The sequence below is a fragment of the Aurantimonas sp. 22II-16-19i genome, from assembly GCF_002088275.1.
Classification (GTDB): domain Bacteria; phylum Pseudomonadota; class Alphaproteobacteria; order Rhizobiales; family Rhizobiaceae; genus Jiella.
Window position 1 is genome coordinate 75,758 of sequence record NZ_AQQS01000008.1, and the last position, 16,230, is coordinate 91,987.

The 16,230-nt window shown below is 68.0% G+C and carries 15 protein-coding genes; 6 read left to right on the forward strand and 9 right to left on the reverse strand.

Features of this window, described 5'->3' with window-relative positions; all coding sequences use genetic code 11:
* Positions 1-240 precede the first annotated feature (240 nt).
* Positions 241-807, reverse strand: a complete 567-nt coding sequence (locus ATO4_RS08925) for a hypothetical protein (protein ID WP_083591128.1) — start codon at positions 805-807, stop codon at positions 241-243.
* A gap of 129 nt (positions 808-936) precedes the next feature.
* Between ATO4_RS08925 and thrC the strand changes: the two genes are divergently transcribed.
* The 4 genes from thrC to ATO4_RS08945 all read left to right on the forward strand — a co-directional run bounded on the left by thrC (position 937) and on the right by ATO4_RS08945 (position 7,600).
* Entirely contained in the window at positions 937-2,382 is a 1,446-nt protein-coding gene (thrC, locus tag ATO4_RS08930; protein ID WP_083591246.1) for a threonine synthase, read from the forward strand.
* Positions 2,379-3,680: a pitrilysin family protein gene (locus ATO4_RS08935; protein ID WP_083591130.1), complete on the forward strand. Its 1,302-nt coding sequence runs from the start codon at positions 2,379-2,381 to the stop codon at positions 3,678-3,680. The genes thrC and ATO4_RS08935 overlap by 4 nt, the downstream gene beginning before the upstream one ends.
* 86 nt (positions 3,681-3,766) lie before the next feature.
* Positions 3,767-4,408, forward strand: coding sequence for a GNAT family protein (locus ATO4_RS08940; RefSeq protein ID WP_083591133.1), 642 nt, complete (start codon positions 3,767-3,769; stop codon positions 4,406-4,408).
* Between the two features lie 303 nt (positions 4,409-4,711).
* Positions 4,712-7,600, forward strand: coding sequence for an EAL domain-containing protein (locus tag ATO4_RS08945; RefSeq protein ID WP_083591134.1), 2,889 nt, complete (start codon positions 4,712-4,714; stop codon positions 7,598-7,600).
* A 294-nt stretch (positions 7,601-7,894) separates the two neighbouring features.
* Here the strand turns inward: ATO4_RS08945 and ATO4_RS08950 are convergent, their stop codons facing one another.
* On the reverse strand, positions 7,895-8,509 hold the full coding sequence (locus ATO4_RS08950; protein WP_083591135.1) for a YqgE/AlgH family protein: 615 nt from the start codon (positions 8,507-8,509) through the stop codon (positions 7,895-7,897).
* A gap of 269 nt (positions 8,510-8,778) precedes the next feature.
* Here ATO4_RS08950 and ATO4_RS08955 point away from each other — a divergent pair, with 269 nt between their 5' ends.
* Positions 8,779-9,693, forward strand: coding sequence for a protein-disulfide reductase DsbD domain-containing protein (locus tag ATO4_RS08955; protein ID WP_176222917.1), 915 nt, complete (start codon positions 8,779-8,781; stop codon positions 9,691-9,693).
* Positions 9,694-9,854: 161 nt separating this feature from the next.
* On the forward strand, positions 9,855-10,340 hold the full coding sequence (locus tag ATO4_RS08960; protein WP_083591138.1) for a peroxiredoxin: 486 nt from the start codon (positions 9,855-9,857) through the stop codon (positions 10,338-10,340).
* A 164-nt stretch (positions 10,341-10,504) separates the two neighbouring features.
* On the opposite strand, the gene ATO4_RS08965 is transcribed toward ATO4_RS08960, so the two are convergent.
* The 7 genes from ATO4_RS08965 to ATO4_RS08995 all read right to left on the reverse strand — a co-directional run bounded on the left by ATO4_RS08965 (position 10,505) and on the right by ATO4_RS08995 (position 16,138).
* Positions 10,505-11,542 carry a M20/M25/M40 family metallo-hydrolase gene (locus ATO4_RS08965; RefSeq protein WP_083591141.1) on the reverse strand — a complete coding sequence of 346 codons (1,038 nt, stop codon included), beginning with the start codon at positions 11,540-11,542 and terminating at the stop codon, positions 10,505-10,507.
* Positions 11,543-11,975: 433 nt separating this feature from the next.
* The gene (locus ATO4_RS08970; RefSeq protein WP_083591143.1) at positions 11,976-12,257 is read right to left on the reverse strand and encodes a hypothetical protein; all 282 of its coding nucleotides are present in this window, start codon (positions 12,255-12,257) and stop codon (positions 11,976-11,978) included.
* A 14-nt stretch (positions 12,258-12,271) separates the two neighbouring features.
* Positions 12,272-12,733, reverse strand: coding sequence for a ribonuclease HI (gene rnhA / locus ATO4_RS08975; protein WP_083591144.1), 462 nt, complete (start codon positions 12,731-12,733; stop codon positions 12,272-12,274).
* A complete protein-coding gene (locus tag ATO4_RS08980) occupies positions 12,730-13,719 on the reverse strand; it encodes a homoserine kinase (protein WP_083591146.1) in 990 nt (329 codons plus the stop codon). Before ATO4_RS08980 ends, rnhA begins: the two co-directional genes overlap by 4 nt.
* 5 nt (positions 13,720-13,724) lie before the next feature.
* The gene (gene ispH / locus ATO4_RS08985; RefSeq protein WP_083591148.1) at positions 13,725-14,735 is read right to left on the reverse strand and encodes a 4-hydroxy-3-methylbut-2-enyl diphosphate reductase; all 1,011 of its coding nucleotides are present in this window, start codon (positions 14,733-14,735) and stop codon (positions 13,725-13,727) included.
* Positions 14,736-14,874: 139 nt separating this feature from the next.
* The gene (locus tag ATO4_RS08990; protein ID WP_245308652.1) at positions 14,875-15,732 is read right to left on the reverse strand and encodes an SURF1 family protein; all 858 of its coding nucleotides are present in this window, start codon (positions 15,730-15,732) and stop codon (positions 14,875-14,877) included.
* 7 nt (positions 15,733-15,739) lie between these two features.
* Entirely contained in the window at positions 15,740-16,138 is a 399-nt protein-coding gene (locus ATO4_RS08995) for a DUF983 domain-containing protein (protein WP_083591150.1), read from the reverse strand.
* Between the last annotated feature and the right edge of the window lie 92 nt (positions 16,139-16,230).

Consider the following 16,230-nt stretch of genomic DNA (forward strand, 5'->3'; position numbering starts at 1 on the left):
GCCGCATCGAGGATGGGGACCGCGACGGCACCGACCGCGCGGCCCGGTGTCCCCTGAATGACGATCACCCGGAACCCGCCTTGGCGTGGTTCCGGGTGATCGCGTTTTCCGCGCCCGCGCCGGTCATCGCGGCGCGATACGGTGACGCACCGCCGGGCTGTGCCGAGGGATCGCGCCGGACGGACGCCGATCAGATGAATGCCGGGCCGGCAGCCTCTTGCGGCGGATGGCGGCTTCGGCTCAGCCCCCCTGCTTCGGCGGCCCTTCGTCGAAGCCGGTATAGACGATGATCCCGCCCATCACCGGCGCGATCAGGATCTTGTCGTCGATGAAGCGGAAGGCACGCGAGGTGCCGCCCTTCTCGACCGGGATGGAAACCTTGGCGAGATTGGAATAGATGACGCCGTCCTGACCGACCACGGCAACGCGAATCGGCAGTTCGACCGTGCGGTTCTTGGCCGCCCGGCCCGGCATCAGCCGGCCCTCGACCCCGACGGTGATCTTCAGCTTGCCGTCGACGATGCGGCAGTCACGCTTTGCATCGACGATCACCGCCTGATAGTCGAGCGCTTCGCCGTCCTGCTTGGAGATGGTGGCCGTGCCCTCGCGGATCGAGGCCTGCGGGCAGAAGCGCGCTTCGGTGCCGAGGGCCTGTGCGGCCTCGGCCGGAGCGGCGGCGGCTTCGGCGGAAGTGGCGGGCGGGGGTCCGAGATCGGTGTTTTCGACGCTGCTTCCCGTCGTACAGGCTGCAAGGCTCGCCGCGAGCGCTGCGACGATGAGGTTCCGGGTGGCCGGCACGGTATGCATCGCTGGGTTCTTCCCTTACTGTGACGGGCCGTTCTATATCAGCCCCGTCCCGGATAGGCGACACGGCCTTGGGGCGGCAAGACCGGCCGCCGACTTTCCGGCGCTGGTCCGGCAGGGAGTTTGGAAGACGTGAGGTATGTGAGTACGCGCGGCGAGGCCGAGATCCTCGGCTTTGCCGATGCCCTCCTGAAGGGGCTGGCGGCGGATGGCGGTCTTTATGTCCCCGAAACCTGGCCGCAGTTTTCGCAAAGCGAGATCGAGGCCTTCGCCGGCCGTCCCTATGCCGACGTTGCGGAGGCGATCTTCCGCCCCTTCGTCGGGGACGACATCGCGCCGCAGGCCCTTCGGGCGATGATCGACGAGGCCTATGGCAGCTTCGCCCATCCCGCCGTGGCGCCGCTCGTCCAGATCGGCCCGAAGCATTTCGTGCTCGAACTCTTCCATGGCCCGACGCTCGCCTTCAAGGACGTCGCCATGCAGCTGATCGCCCGGCTGATGGACCATCTCCTGAAGGAGCGCGGCCAGCGCGCCACCATCGTCGGCGCCACCTCGGGCGACACCGGCGGCGCGGCGATCGCCGCCTTCGCCGGCAGCGAGCGGACCGATCTGTTCATCCTCTTTCCGCACGGCCGGGTGTCGCCGGTGCAGCAGCGCCAGATGACGACGTCGGGCAAGGACAACGTCCATGCCGTCGCCGTCGACGGGCATTTCGACGACTGCCAGGCGCTGGTGAAGGCGATGTTCGCCGATACCCGCTTCAATCGTGAAGTCGGGCTTTCCGGGGTGAATTCGATCAACTGGGGCCGGATCATGGCCCAGATCGTCTACTACTTCACCGCCGCCGCCAGCCTCGGCGCGCCGAAACGCAAGATCGCCTTCACCGTCCCGACCGGCAATTTCGGCGACATCTTCGCCGGCTATGCCGCCATGCGCATGGGTCTGCCGGTCGAGAAGCTGGTGATCGCCACCAATGCCAACGACATTCTCGCCCGCACGCTTGCCACCGGCCGCTACGAGACCGGAACCGTCAGCGCCACCATGTCGCCGTCGATGGACATCCAGGTCTCGTCGAATTTCGAGCGGCTGATCTTCGAGGCCAGTGGCCGCGACGCGGGTCTGGTGCGCCGGCTGATGAACGGGCTGTCCCAGTCCGGCAGCTTCGAACTGCCGCAGGACGTGCTGGCCACGATCCGCGCGACCTTCGCCGCCGCCGCGACCGGCGAGGCGGCCACCGCCGAGACGATCCGCCGCGTCCTCGGCGAGACCGCCTATCTCCTCGATCCGCACACGGCGGTCGGCGTCGCCGTCGCCGAGACGATGCTCGCCAGGACATCGGATGCAGCGGGGGGCGAAGCGGAGATCGACGCGGCGATGATCACCCTCGGCACCGCCCATCCGGCGAAATTCCCCGACGCCGTCATGAAGGCCTCGGGCACCGAGCCGGCCCTCCCGCCGGCCCATGCCGGGCTGATGGAGCGCGCCGAGCGCTTCGACCGGCTGCCGGCCGAGCTTGCCGCGGTCGAGGACTACATCAGGGCGCGAACCAGAGCCGAAACGGCGGGAGACAGGGCATGAGCGTCGAGATCACCCGGCTCGCCAACGGCCTCACCATCGCCACCGAGACCATGCCGACGCTGGAGAGCGCCGCGCTCGGGATCTGGGTCAAGGCGGGCGCCCGCGACGAGATGGCGAACGAGCACGGCATCGCCCATCTCCTCGAACACATGGCCTTCAAGGGCACCTCCCGGCGGACCGCCCGCCAGATCGCCGAACAGATCGAGGATGTCGGCGGCGACCTCAACGCCGCCACCAGCGTCGAGACCACCTCCTACTACGCCCGCGTGCTGAAGAACGACGTGCCGCTGGCGATCGACATCCTCACCGACATCCTGATCGATTCGCGCTTCGACGAGGCCGAGCTCGAGCGCGAGCAGCAGGTCATCCTGCAGGAGATCGGCGCCGCCGAGGATACGCCCGACGACATCGTTTTCGATCATTTCCAGGAAGCCGCCTTCAAGAGCCAGATCATCGGCCGGCCGATCCTCGGCACGCGCCAGACGGTGAAGTCCTTCACCCCGGACAATCTGAGGGCCTATCTTTCCCGCCACTACGGCCCGGACCGCATGGTCGTCGCGGCGGCCGGCGCGGTGTCCCACAAGGCCGTCGTCGAACAGGTCTCGGCCGCGCTCGGCTCGGGCGCGACGCCTGCGCCGGCGGCGAACGGGACGCGCCAGGGCGCCACCTATGTCGGCGGCGAATTTCGCCAGAGCCGCGATCTCGCCGATGCCCAGATGGTGCTCGGCTTCGAGGGCCGGCCCTACTATGCGCGGGATTTCTACGCCTCCCAGGTGCTGTCGCTGATTCTGGGCGGCGGCATGTCGTCGCGGCTCTTCCAGGAGGTGCGCGAGCGCCGCGGCCTCTGCTATGCGATCTACGCCTTCCACTGGAGCTTCTCCGACACCGGCATCTTCGGCATCCACGCCGCGACCGGCGAGGAGGAACTCGCCGAGCTCGCACCTGTGATCGTCGACGAGCTGCTCGAGGCGGCGAGCGGGATCTCCGAGGCCGAGGTGACACGGGCCAGGGCGCAGATGCGCGCGAGCCTCCTGATGTCGCAGGAGAGCCCGGCCTCGCGCGCCGGCCAGATCGCCCGGCAGCTGATGTTCAACGGCGAGGTCATCCCCAACGAGGAGCTGATCGCCCGGCTGGACGCTATCACCGCGCCGCGCCTCGCCGATCTCGCCGGCCGGATCTTCAGCGGATCGCGGCCGACGCTCGCCGCCATCGGCCCGTTGTCGCGGCTGCCGGACCTCGACGACATCTGCGGCCGCCTCGCGGCGACGCCGCAGGCCAAGGTGGCGGCCGGTCGATGAGAAGGGCCTTCGTCCGGCCGACGCATCCGCGTCTCGGCTGACCGCGCACCGACCTTGCGACACCGGGCTTTGAAACCTCTCACGCCATGGGCCTGATCGACAACCTCAGCCGGCCGAACGTCCCCGTCCTGACCGGCGACGGCGTCGTCCTGCGCCTGCCGCGCCGATCGGACTATCCCGCCTGGCGCGCACTGCGCGAGGAGAGCCGCGCCTTCCTGACGCCGTGGGAGCCGGTCTGGACCGACGACGAGCTCTCCTGGCCGGCCTTTCGCCGCCGCATCGCCCGCTACAATCACGAGGCCCGGGAGGCCTGCGGCTACTCGTTCTTCGTCTTCGACCGCGCGGGAACCACCCTTCTCGGCGGCATCACCGTCGGCCACATCCGCCGCGGCGTTGCCCAGTCGGCAACGCTCGGCTACTGGATGGGCGAGCGGTATGCCGGCCAGGGCCATATGCGCCGCGCCGTCGAGGCGGTGAAACTCTTCGCCTTCGAGATCGAGGGGCTGCACCGGATCGAGGCGGCGTGCCTGCCGAGCAACCAGCGCTCGATCCGGCTGCTCGAGCGCTGCGGCTTTTCGCGCGAGGGCCGCCTGCGCGGTTACCTCAAGATCGCCGGGAAATGGGAAGACCATTGCCTCTATGCGCTGCTTGTCGAAGAATGGTCGCGATCGGCCGCTACAGCACCGGCGCGCAGGCCGGCGGCGATCTTCGGTCGGCAGGATGGGTAGTCCCGCAGCGTTCGAGCGTCCTTCTACCGTCGCTCCCGGATGCAGGGCGCCCCGGCGCTGCGGCGCGCCGGACGCGCCCGGCCGAAGACGTTGCATCGTGCGGCTGATCGCGGCTTCACCAACCTGCCGAAAGCTGCGACAATCCACCGCGGCCGACGACCGGGGCAACCGGGGCGGGCGGGCGCGGCGGGTCGCAGGCAGGCGTTAGTGAAACATCCCGGTCCGGGCGTACGGCGCCCGGCCGGTTACGGCCGGGATACGGCCAGCAGGTCCGAAAGGGCCAGAAGGAAAGCGCCGGGGGGCATGCGGTTCATCATTCAGCGTTGGCTGATCATCATTCTCGCCTTCGCCTCGCTTGCCGGGCTGGTCTCGCCCGCTCTCGCGCTCGAGCCGGTCGGCGTCTCGCGCGAAGACGTCGCCATCGACCTCGAGCCCGCCACCGACGTCTATTACGGCCAGGGGCGCAACTTCCAGGTCACCACCGTGCCCGGCGCCGACGGCATCGTCCGGCGCATCGAGGTCGAGGCGAAGTCGCCGAGCGCCTCGGGCAACTGGGCGGTCTTCGCGCTCGCCAACAACACCGACGAACAGCTGGACCGGCTCGTCGTCGCCTCGCATTTCCGCCTGGTCGGCTCCGGCATCCTGTCGCCCGATCTCGGCTCCCAGCGCATCGCCTCGATCACCCCCAGCCAGGGCTTCGCGCTGGAGCGGCAATCCAGCACCGATGCCGACGTCTTCCTCGTCACCCTCGACCCCGGCTCGGTCGTCACCTTCGTCGCCGAGCTGACGAGCCCCAAGCTTCCCGAGCTGCGGCTGTGGGAGCCGAACGGCTACAAGGACACGATCAACGCCTTCACCCTCTATCGCGGCATCGTGCTCGGCATCGCCGGCCTTCTCGCCGTGTTCCTGACGATCCTCTTCGTGGTCAAGGGCTCGGCGATGTTCCCCGCCGCTGCGGCCCTCGCCTGGGCGGTGCTCGGCTATATCTGCATCGACTTCGATTTCTGGCAGAAGCTGCTGCCGCTGGCGCCGGGGCAGGAACGGGTCTGGCGCGCCGGCACCGAGGTCGCCCTCGCCTTCACTTTGGCGATGTTCCTGTTCGCCTATCTCAACCTCAATCGCTGGCACCGGGCGCTGTCGATCACCCTCCTCGTCTGGCTGGCGCTGCTTGCCGGGCTCGGGGCGCTGGCAGCCTTCGAGCCGGTGGTCGCCTCCGGCATCGCGCGGCTTTCCCTCGCCGCCACCGCCGGCATCGGCCTCGCCCTCATCGTCGGCCTCTCCTTCCACGGCTTCGACCGGGCGGTGATGCTGATCCCGACCTGGTGCCTCATCATCCTCTGGCTGGTGGCCAGCTGGATGACCGTCTCCGGGCGTATCGACAACGACATCATCCAGCCGGCGCTCGGCGGCGGCCTCGTGCTGATCGTGCTCTTGATCGGCTTCACGGTGATGCAGCACGCCTTCGCCGGCGGCAGCTTCGCCCAGGGGCTCTTGTCCGACATGGAGCGGCGCTCGCTGGCTCTCGCAGGCGCCGGCGACGCGGTGTTCGACTGGGACGTGCCGCGCGACCGCATCTTCGTCGGCGCCGACGGCGACACGCTCTCCGGCATGCCGATCGGCGCAATGAACGGCGCCGCACGCGACTGGCTGCCGATCCTCCATCCCGACGACCGCGACCGCTTCAAGCTGACCTTCGACACGGTGATCGAGCATCGCCGCGGCCGCATCGTGCAGGAGTTCCGGGTTACGGACGAGGACGGCCACTATCACTGGATGCAGCTGCGCGCCCGGCCGGTGCTCGGCTCCGACGGCGAGGTGGCGCGCTGCGTCGGCACGCTGCAGGACGTGACCGAGCAGAAGAAGGCCGAGGAACGGCTGCTCCACGATGCGCTGCACGACCAGCTGACCGGGCTTCCCAACCGCGAGCTGTTCGGCGACCGGCTGGAGGCGATCGGCGTTCTCGCGGCGACAAGGGACGACGTGCGCCCGACCATCTTCGTCATCGACGTCGACCGGTTCAAGCAGGTGAACGACGATTTCGGCCTCGCCGTCGGCGACACCATCCTCCTCACCGTCGGCCGTCGGCTGAAGCGCATCCTGAAACCCCAGGATTCGCTGGCCCGGCTCGGCAGTGACCAGTTCGGCCTGATCCTCGTCTCCGAAAGCGACGTCGCCGCCGTCGCCGCCTTCGCCGAATCCCTGCGCGAGGCGATCAAGGCGCCGATCTCCCTCGCCGGCCGGGAGATCGTTCTGACCGGCTCGATCGGCCTGTCGGGCTGGGCGGAGGGGGCGACCAGCGAGGAGACGCTGAAGGAGGCCGAGCTCGCCATGTATCAGGCGAAACGCTTCGGCGGCGACCGGATCGAGCCCTTCCGCCCGGCCTACAAGACCATCGGCTCCGGCCGGCTGCAGCTGGAATCCGACCTTCGCCGCGCCTTCGAGCGCTCGGAACTCTCCCTCGCCTTCCAGCCGATCGTCGATCTGGAATCGGAGAAGGTCGCAGGCTTCGAGGCGCTGATGCGCTGGGAGCATCCGCGCCGCGGGGCGATCTCGCCCGCCGAATTCGTGCCGATCGCCGAGAACACCGGGCTGATCGTCACCCTCGGCCAGTTCGCCCTCGAGGAAGCCGCCAAGCGCCTCTGCGACCTCCACCGGGCGACCGGCGACGACAGCTTCTTCATGTCGGTGAACATTTCCAGCCGCCAGCTGATCCGCCAGGACCTCATCGCCGACGTCAGGAGCGTCCTCGACCGCTACAAGCTCGCGCCGCGCTGCCTGAAGCTGGAGCTGACCGAATCCATGGTCATGGACAATCCCGAGCGCTCGGCGAAGCTCCTCGCCAAGCTGCGCGACCTCGGCGTCGGCCTGTCCCTCGACGACTTCGGCACCGGCCACTCCTCCCTCGCCTATCTGATGCGCTTCCCCTTCGACACGCTGAAGATCGACCAGTCCTTCCTCCGGAACAACGACCAGCCGCAGCGGCCGATCATCCTCCACTCGATCGTCACCATGGCCCACGACCTCGATCTCAAGGTCGTCGCCGAGGGGGTCGAGAGCGAGAGCGACATCGTCCAGCTGCGCCAGCTCGGCTGCGAATACGCCCAGAGCTTCGCCTTCTCGCCGCCGATCAACTTCGAGATGGCGCGCAGGCTGCTGGTCGATCGTTCGGCGAGTTTGAAGCGGGCGAGTTGAGAGGCGGATTTGGGGGCGCGCATTGCACGGTTCATGCTCGCAGCGCTTGTCGCCACATGATCCGCCTACCCGCCCGGCCGCTCCTTCAGAACGTCATGTCCCGTGAGATTGGGGGAGAGTGGTCGCTGAAGTCTACGCTTCGTCATCCTGGGCTTGACCCGGGATGACGAGGTTTTCATGCCTTCACCCCTCTGCAGCACACCCCGTCGCATTCCTAAAAGCCAAGAGCAGTCGGCCGGATGGGGCGCTGCGGCTATCGGCGGCCGTCGGATATGCTGCCGCCCCCATCGCCCCTCAGGCGTGCCCCGCCTCGACCGCCAGGAACGCCGGCTCGATGCCGAGAAGGCCCAGCGCCCGCTTGTATTTGGCGTCGAGGTCGGTGTCGAAGACGATGCCGAGATCGGCCTTGCAGGTCAGCCAGCCATTGGCGGCGATCTCCTCTTCCAGCTGCCCCGGCGCCCAGCCGGAATAGCCGAGCGCCATGATCGCCGTGCGCGGCCCCATCCCCTCCGAAATCGCCCGCAGGATGTCGACCGTCGGCGTCAGGGCGATGTTCTCCGCCACATGGACGGTGGATTCGGAATCGTAGTCGTCCGAATGGAGGACGAAGCCGCGCCCCTTCTCCACCGGGCCGCCGACGCAGACCGAGACCTCGCGCCCGCCCGACGGCAGCCGGATGGCGTCCTCGCTCTCGACGACGCCGAGCTGGGTGAGCAGCGCCGGGAAGCTCATCGGCTGCGACTTGTTGATGATGAAGCCCATTGCCCCGTTGGGCGAATGGGCGCAGACATAGACGACCGTACGGGCGAAGGGCTCGTCGCTGATCGCGGGCATGGCGATCAGGAAGTGCCCCTCCAGGGAGTTCGCGACGTCGCCATCGACGGAATCGAGATCGATATCGAGCTTCATTCTACCTCACCGCATGGTTTGCGACAGCGGGCCTTTCGTCGACGCGACGTCTTGGCGGCCGCAGCCGGGCGGACCCGCTGGACAGCGCCGCCGGGCCGCACAACGGTCGCTCCGCCGAGCCGGCGTCGATGACCGAACATGAAAACCATTCCTGCTGCAACAAAGGTGGCATCGGCTTCGAAGAATGACCAGAGCAGATTTGTCACGAGCTTCCCGAAAACGACAAAATGCCGTTATCTGGCTTCTGGAAACCAGCGAAGAAACCGAGTATGCAGCGCCTCAATCGTCTCTCCGCCGCCTGTCGCCGCCCCTGCCGCAAACCGCGCCTCACAGTGCCCGGCAGCGGCGAGCCCGCTGATGCCGGCCGCCTGATCAAGCGTCTTCTCCTTCTCGCTTTCGTTGCGGCCACCGTCCCCACCCCCCCTGCCTCTGCCGCCGGCAGCGACCCGAGCGTCTTCTCCAATGGCGAGGTGAGCCTGCGGCTCGTGCGCGCGTCGGAGCCCGTGGATGGTGCCGTGCGGGCCGCGCTGATCGTCGATCTGGCGCCCGGCTGGAAGACCTACTGGCTCGACCCCGGCGCCTCGGGCGTTCCGCCGCAGATCGACCTGTCGAAGACGGAGGGCTTCCAGACGATCCGCGCCCGTTTTCCGGCGCCGCATCGCTTCGGCGAGGCCGAAACCCGCGCCAACGGCTACAAGGGCGACGTCGCCTTCGCTCTCGAGCTCGACGTCGAGCCGGGCGAGACCATCGGGACCATCGAGGCATCGGTGTTCATGGGCGTCTGCCAGGACATCTGCATTCCCGTGCAGGCCACCCTCGCGACCTCAGCCACCGGCCCCGAGGCGGATACAGCCGTCGCGCAGGCCTTCGCGGCGCTGCCGCAGGAGGCCGGGGACGAGACGTTCACGGTGTCCGCCGACGCGGCGTCGCTGCGCGTCACGGTCGCGGATCCGGGCCCGGCCTCGGGCAGCGGTGCGCCGGATCTCTTCGTCACCTCGCGTGACGGCTGGTATTTCGACGAGCCGACGCAAGTGTCGACGCAGGGCGGCATCAGCGTCTTCGCCGTGCCGGTCGCCGAAGCCCCCTCCGGCGCCAGCGGGCCGCCGGAGATGGTCGATCTCGTCTATACCCGCGACGGCGCGGCGCTCGAGGCGACCGCCGTCCCCGTCGCGCCGCAGGACTGAGGCCGCCGCCCCAGGCCGGGAAAGCGGCCCGGCTATCTGCAAAATGCGTCGCCATTGCCGCAGGGTCGCTGGACAAGCGGGCCACGGGCGCCAGATCGTGATCGGCGAACGGCGGATCGAACGATGCCGCCGCGTTTTCCATTGATAGCGGAGTTTTCGACATGACCATCGCCGTCGGCGACAAAATCCCGAACGCCACCGTCAAGACCCGCACCGAGGACGGGCCGGCCGATCTTTCGACCGAGTCGATCTTCTCCGGCAAGACGGTGGTGCTCTTCGGCGTTCCCGGTGCCTTCACGCCGACCTGCTCGATGAACCACCTGCCGGGCTTCCTGACCCACAACGACGAGTTCCGCCAGAAGGGCGTCGACACCATCGCCGTCGTCGCGGTCAACGACATCTTCGTGATGGGCGCCTGGGAGAAGTCCACCGAGGCGTCGGGCAAGATCCTCTTCCTCTCCGACGGCAACGGGGAGTTCACCAAGGCTCTCGGCCTCGACATCGACCTGTCCGTCGCCGGCCTCGGCACGCGCTCCAAGCGCTATTCGATGCTGGTCGAGGACGGCGTGGTGAAGCAGCTCAACATCGAGGAGAGCCCCGGCCAGGCGGACAAGTCCAGCGCCGAGGCCCTGCTCGAGCAGATGTAAGGGACGGTCGGGCGGCACTGCCGACCGTCATCCCTTCGCGTGGTTCGAGCGCGTGATCATCCGGGCGCTCGGTCATTCGGGCGCTCGGTCTTTCGGGCGATACGGCCGGAATGGTCGCGGCCCGCGCCGGCCGGGCGGTTGGCTGGCGGTGCGGGCCGACGCCGTCAATGCGCGGCGACGAACGCCGTGAGGATCTCGCGGGCCGCCTGAAGGTCGCGCTTGTCGATCATCTCGGCGACGGTGTGAATGTAGCGCGTGCCGACGACGATGCCGATCGCCCTTGCGCCGATGCCCGCCTGCTGCGCCGCCGCGCCGTCCTGGCCGCCCTTGGCGAGGATCGTGCGCTGGCAGGCGATGCCCTTCTCCTTCGCCAGCGCCTCGATCTCCTTGACCAGCGCGTAGTCGGCGATGAAGGATCCGTCCTTCATGTGCAGCCCGAAGCCAGCGCCATGAACCGTCGTGCGGTCCTTCTCCGGCACGCCCGGCGTGTCGCAGGCAAGCGTCGTGTCGACGCCGATGGCGATGTCCGGCGCCACGCCGTAGGAAGCGGTCTTGGCGCCGCGCAGGCCGACCTCCTCCTGGGCGGTGAAGGCGATGGTCAGCTCGCAGTCGTGGGACAGGCCGTCCTCGACGAGCTTTCGGACGCATTCCAGGCCGAGCCAGCAGGCGATGCGGTTGTCGAGGGCCTTGGAGACGATCTTCTCGCCCATCTCCTCGAAGGGCTCGTTCATCACGACATAGTCGCCGACCCGGATCGCCTCCTTCGCCGCCGCGCCGAGGCCGGTGTCGACGACGAACTCGTTCGGCTCCGGCATCTTCTTGCGCTCTTCGGGCGACTGGATGTGGATCGGCTTGCCCTCGGCGTTCATCACGCCCTTGATGTCGCCCTCGTCGGTGCAGACGAGGACGCGGCGCGAGAACAGGTTGCGCGGGTCGAAGCCGCCCACCGGATCGACATGGACGAAGCCCTTGTCGGTGACATGGGAGACGAGGAAGCCGATCTCGTCCATGTGGCAGAGGAGCAGCAGCTTCTCCGGCTTGTCGCCCCTGCCCTTGCGGGTGCAGATCAGCGAGCCGAGGGCGTCGGTGCGGATCTCATCGAAGAGGCCCTTCGCCTCTGCCTCGATCAGCGCCCGCACGCGGGTCTCGCGGCCGGGCACGCCGGGGGTCTCGCAGAGGCGCTTGAGAAGGTCGAGATTCATGGGGTGGTCCTGTGACTTGCGTGACGAGGCGCTGGTATGCGTCGCCGTTGGCGGGTTGGTTCGCTTCCAGAGAAAGACGATGAAATGGCACTCCGGCATGTCGAAGTGACAATGCCAGTCTAACAGGGGAAGGGAATGATGAAGGAGGCCATTGGCCGAATCGTCATCCGAGTCAAATCGACGGCGCTAGATGGAAGACGCCGGCTTTCCTTGCGAACCAGTTGGAAGGCGTCGCCCCTGCGCCATCCCTGAAATCTCGGGATCGTGCTGTGGCTGAAAGTCAGGTGCGGATGAAGAAATCGGCGAGCCAGGCGCTGCCCTCAGCAGCGCACGGAGAGACTTCAGCGCGAACTGCTGGCGAAGTACACCGTGACGAGAGCCAGAGCCAGCATTCCGAACGGCGTCAAAAGCATCAGCAGAAATTCTGGATCGGTCATTTCCGCAGCTCCCTTTTGATGTAGGCACGCGCGATCCAATGTATGGCTGCGGAAAGCAAGAAGCAAATCGTGCTGACGGCGCCGAGTTTGGCAGTTTCGATCGAGGCGTCGCGTGCTGCGTACATCGCATTGAAGATCGGTGCGAAGCTTCCGACCGCTGCCAATGAAACGGCGACCCCGTTCAGGAACGTCGCGGTGAGCTTCGCGGCCTCGACTTCGGCATCGACCGGCTGCTTCCGCTCTCCTTTCCCCAGCCCTTCGTTCGTCGGCAGCGTCATCTCGCCCGCCTCCCTCAGCCGGCGCGCTTCCTCTTGAACGGCTCCATGCCGGCCCTCGCCAGCTCGTCGGCGCGTTCGTTCTCGGCATGGCCGGCATGGCCGCGGACCCAGTGGAAGGTGACGTCGTGGCGGCCCTTCTCGGCTTCCAGCTGCTGCCAGAGCTCGACGTTCTTCACCGGCTTGCCGTCGGCGGTCCGCCAACCCTTCTTCTTCCAGCCGAAGATCCACTTGGTGATGCCGTCGCGCAGATAGTTCGAGTCGGAATAAAGATCGACGGCGCAGGCCCGGTTCAGGGCCTTCAGCGCGGAGATCGCCGCCAAGAGCTCCATGCGGTTGTTGGTGGTGTCCGGCTCGCCGCCCTTCAACTCCTTCTCCTGGCCGCGATAGCGCAGGATCGCGCCCCAGCCGCCGGGCCCGGGATTGCCCGAACAGGCCCCGTCGGTGAAGATCTCGACGCGTTCGCCGCTCTCGCTCATGCCATGTCCCTCGTCACCGCCGCCTTCTCCAGCCCGTATTCCGAGGCATCGCGCACGCCGCGGTGAAAGCGCAGTTTCTTCAGATATTCGCGCGGATCCTTCTTGGTGACGAAGCTATCGTCCGGCACGTTCAGCCAGTCATAGAGCCGCGTCAGCATGAAGCGCATGGCCGCGCCCCGGCAGAGCAGCGGCAGGCTGTCATATTCGGCCGCTTCGAGCGGCCGCACCGAGGCATAGCCCGAGATCAGCGCCCGACCCTTGGTGACGTTGTAGCTGCCGTCCTGCTCGAAACACCAGGCCGAGAGCGTGATGGCGAGGTCGTAGGCGAGGAGGTCGTTGCAGGCGAAGTAGAAGTCGATGAGGCCCGACAGCTGCCCGGACAGGAAGAACACGTTGTCGGGAAAGAGGTCGGCATGGATGACGCCGGCGGGAAGCCCGGCCGGCCACCGCGCCTCAAAATGCGAGAGTTCCGCCTCGATCTCGGCCGACAGCCCCGGCTCGACCTCATCGGCCCGCCCGCCGCAGCTCTCGTAGAGCGGGCGCCAGTCGGCCGGCGACAGGCCGTTGCGCCGCGTCAGCTCAAAGTCCGCGGCGCTGTCGTGCATGCGGGCGAGCGCCACGCCGACGGCGCGGCAGTGATCGGGGCTCGGGCGCCGCGTCCACATGCCGTCGAGAAAGGTGAAGACCGCCGCGGGCCGCCCCGCCAGTTCGCCCAGCGCGTTGCCGTCGCGGTCGTGGACCGGCAGCGGGCAGGACAGGCCGCGCTCGGCCAGATGCTCCATCAGCCCGACGAAGAACGGCAGGTCGCCGCGATTCACCCGCTTCTCGTAGAGGGTGAGGATGTAGGTGCCGCCGGTGGTGCGCAGCAGGAAGTTGGAATTCTCCACTCCCTCGGCGATCCCCTTGTAGCTGGCGAGGGCGCCGAGATCGTAGCGATCGAGGAAGGCGGCGAGCTGCGGCTCGGTGACGTCGGTGTAGACGGCCAAGGTTCTCAGGCTCCGCCGTTGACGAAGGCCATGTCGGCGCTCGTCAGGGGAACGTCGCGCAGGGAGCGCATCACCGGGAAGTTCTCGTTCTCCTCGGCGGTCTGCACCAGCTCGACCGAAACCTCGTAGCGATCGCGAAGCGCCGAAATGATCGCATCGACCAGGATCTCCGGCGCCGAGGCCCCGGCCGACATGCCGACCACCGGCGCGTCGCCGGCAATCAGGTCAAACGGGATCTCCTGCGGCCCCTGGACGAGCGCGCCCCTCGCCGATCCCGCTTTTTCGGCCACCTCGACGAGGCGCTTGGAATTGGAGGAATTCGGCGCCCCGACGATCAGGAAGAGGTTCGTGCCCGGCGCCGAGGCTTTCACCGCCTCCTGGCGGTTGGTGGTGGCGTAGCAGATCGATTCCGACGAGGGCGCCGTCATCGCCGGGAACTTCGCCTGGAGCGCCGCAACGATGTCCGCCGTGTCGTCCAGCGACAGCGTCGTCTGGGTCACGAAACCGAGCGCCTGCGGATCCTCGGGCTCGAAGGCCGCCACGTCCGCGACCGTCTCGATCAGGCTGACGGTCCCGGGGGCAAGCTGGCCCATGGTGCCGATCACTTCGGGATGGCCGCGATGGCCGATCAGGACGACATGGCGGCCGCGCTTCACATGCAGCATCGCCTGCTTGTGGACCTTCGAGACCAGCGGGCAGGTGGCGTCGAGATAGAGCATCTCGCGGTCGGCTGCCGCCGCCGGCACCGATTTCGGCACGCCGTGCGCGGAGAACACCACCGGCTGGCCGTCGTCGGGGATGTCGTCGAGCTCCTTGACGAAGATCGCGCCCATGTCGCGCAGGCCGTCGACGACGTATTTGTTATGGACGATCTCGTGCCGGACATAGACCGGCGCGCCGTATTTCTTCAGCGCCAAGACGACGATCTGTATCGCCCGGTCGACGCCCGCGCAGAAGCCGCGCGGCTCGCACAGTCGCAGGGTCAGCTTCGGCTTCGTCGGCTCCAGAAGGGACACGGATTCTCCAACGCGGGTCGGTGGTCTGTCGGCGGGTGATCTGTCGGCGGTTCGGCGGTCGGCGGCTTTTCAGTCGGCCATCCACGCCGTTTCGATGGCCTGACCGACGGCCCGAATGAAGGCATCCCGCCCCGCCCTGTCAAGCGCGGCCGCGATATCGCCGCACGATCATCATCGCGGTCATCACCACCAGGACGAGGCAGATGCCGTACCATGTGACGACATATTGCAGGTGATTGTTGGGAAGCGACACCACCGTCGTGCCGCCGACCGGCCAGCCGCCCTCGGCGCGCCCGGGCCCGGCGGCGACCAGGAAGGGGACCAGCCGTGCGCCCTGGCCGAGCGGCACCCCCTCGGCCATGGCCGGGAGATCCTGCCAGAAGAACGTGTCCTTGGCCGGTTCGTTCTCCGGGGTGAAGTAACCGGGCTTCTCGGTCGGCGCCGCCCGCGCGAGGCCGATGAGCGTCACCTCCCCTTCCGGCTGGCCGGCGCGCCGCCTGTCCGGGTCGCGCATGTCGTAGGGCACGAAGCCGCGATTGACGAAGACGACGTCGCCGCCTGCGAGCCTCAGCGGCGCGTAGACGTTCCAGCCCGCCTGGCCCTCGAAGGTCGAGAGGAAGTAGCGCTCATGGTCGTTGAGGAACCGTCCCGTCACGGTGACGGGCGTGTAGTCGATCGGCTCGCCCGCTGCGAAGCGGGCCTCCAGGGTCGCGAGATCGACGGGCTCGGCGTGAATGCGGCTGTCGATCTCGGCGATCAGCGCCTCCTTCCAGTGGAGGCGCTCGAGCTGCCAGGAGCCGAGGGCGAAGAGGATCGCGATGCCGACGAGACAGAAGCCCAGCGCCAAGGCGAATCGCCCGCGGCCCATGCGCGGCTCGCCGGTGGCGGGGACGTCGCCGCCGGGTCGGCCGTGCCCGGCGCCGGCGTCGGCAGGTCCGGCGTCATCCCGCGGGCCGCCCTCGCGGCCCTCGCTCCGGGTCGAAGCTCCCTTGCTCATCGATGCCTCACTCGCTTCGCTCGCCCGCATCCTCGAGCCGGCCCTCGGCGGCGCGGTTGCGGTATTGCAGGCCGATCATCGTGCCCTTGAGGAGGCGCAGGAGCGGCAGGGCGAGGATGAGCGTCAGCGGCAGCCAGAGGAGGAAATGCACCCAGAGCGGCGGCGCGACGCTGACCTCCATCCACAGAGCAAGGCCGCAGACGACGAAGCCGATGATCAGGATGACGAACACCGCCGGCCCGTCGCCGGAATCGGCGAAGGCAAAATCGAGGCCGCAGTGGCTGCAGCGCTTGCGCAGCGACAGGAAGCCCGCGAACAGCCGGCCCTCGCCGCAGCGCGGACAGCGCCCGCGCGTCGCCGCCTTCACCGGATCGGCCTCGGCGTGGAATGCCCTGTCCTCGGCCATTGCGATATCCCTTCAAACGAAGAAGGCGGCGGGAGAGGCCGCGCCGCCTTCATGATCGTCACTGGTGCTGGCGGATCGAGCCGTCAGCCTGC

Coding starts and splice junctions, on each gene's coding strand:
- ATO4_RS08955 (WP_176222917.1), top strand. CDS start 8,779: ATGCAGCGCCTCAATCGTCTCTCCGCCGCCTGTCGCCGCCCCTGCCGC.
- ATO4_RS08935 (WP_083591130.1), top strand. CDS start 2,379: ATGAGCGTCGAGATCACCCGGCTCGCCAACGGCCTCACCATCGCCACC.
- ATO4_RS08960 (WP_083591138.1), top strand. CDS start 9,855: ATGACCATCGCCGTCGGCGACAAAATCCCGAACGCCACCGTCAAGACC.
- ATO4_RS08950 (WP_083591135.1), bottom strand. CDS start 8,509: ATGAAGCTCGATATCGATCTCGATTCCGTCGATGGCGACGTCGCGAAC.
- ATO4_RS08995 (WP_083591150.1), bottom strand. CDS start 16,138: ATGGCCGAGGACAGGGCATTCCACGCCGAGGCCGATCCGGTGAAGGCG.
- ATO4_RS08925 (WP_083591128.1), bottom strand. CDS start 807: ATGCATACCGTGCCGGCCACCCGGAACCTCATCGTCGCAGCGCTCGCG.
- ATO4_RS08990 (WP_245308652.1), bottom strand. CDS start 15,732: ATGAGCAAGGGAGCTTCGACCCGGAGCGAGGGCCGCGAGGGCGGCCCG.
- ATO4_RS08940 (WP_083591133.1), top strand. CDS start 3,767: ATGGGCCTGATCGACAACCTCAGCCGGCCGAACGTCCCCGTCCTGACC.
- ATO4_RS08965 (WP_083591141.1), bottom strand. CDS start 11,542: ATGAATCTCGACCTTCTCAAGCGCCTCTGCGAGACCCCCGGCGTGCCC.
- ATO4_RS08970 (WP_083591143.1), bottom strand. CDS start 12,257: ATGACGCTGCCGACGAACGAAGGGCTGGGGAAAGGAGAGCGGAAGCAG.
- rnhA (WP_083591144.1), bottom strand. CDS start 12,733: ATGAGCGAGAGCGGCGAACGCGTCGAGATCTTCACCGACGGGGCCTGT.
- ATO4_RS08945 (WP_083591134.1), top strand. CDS start 4,712: ATGCGGTTCATCATTCAGCGTTGGCTGATCATCATTCTCGCCTTCGCC.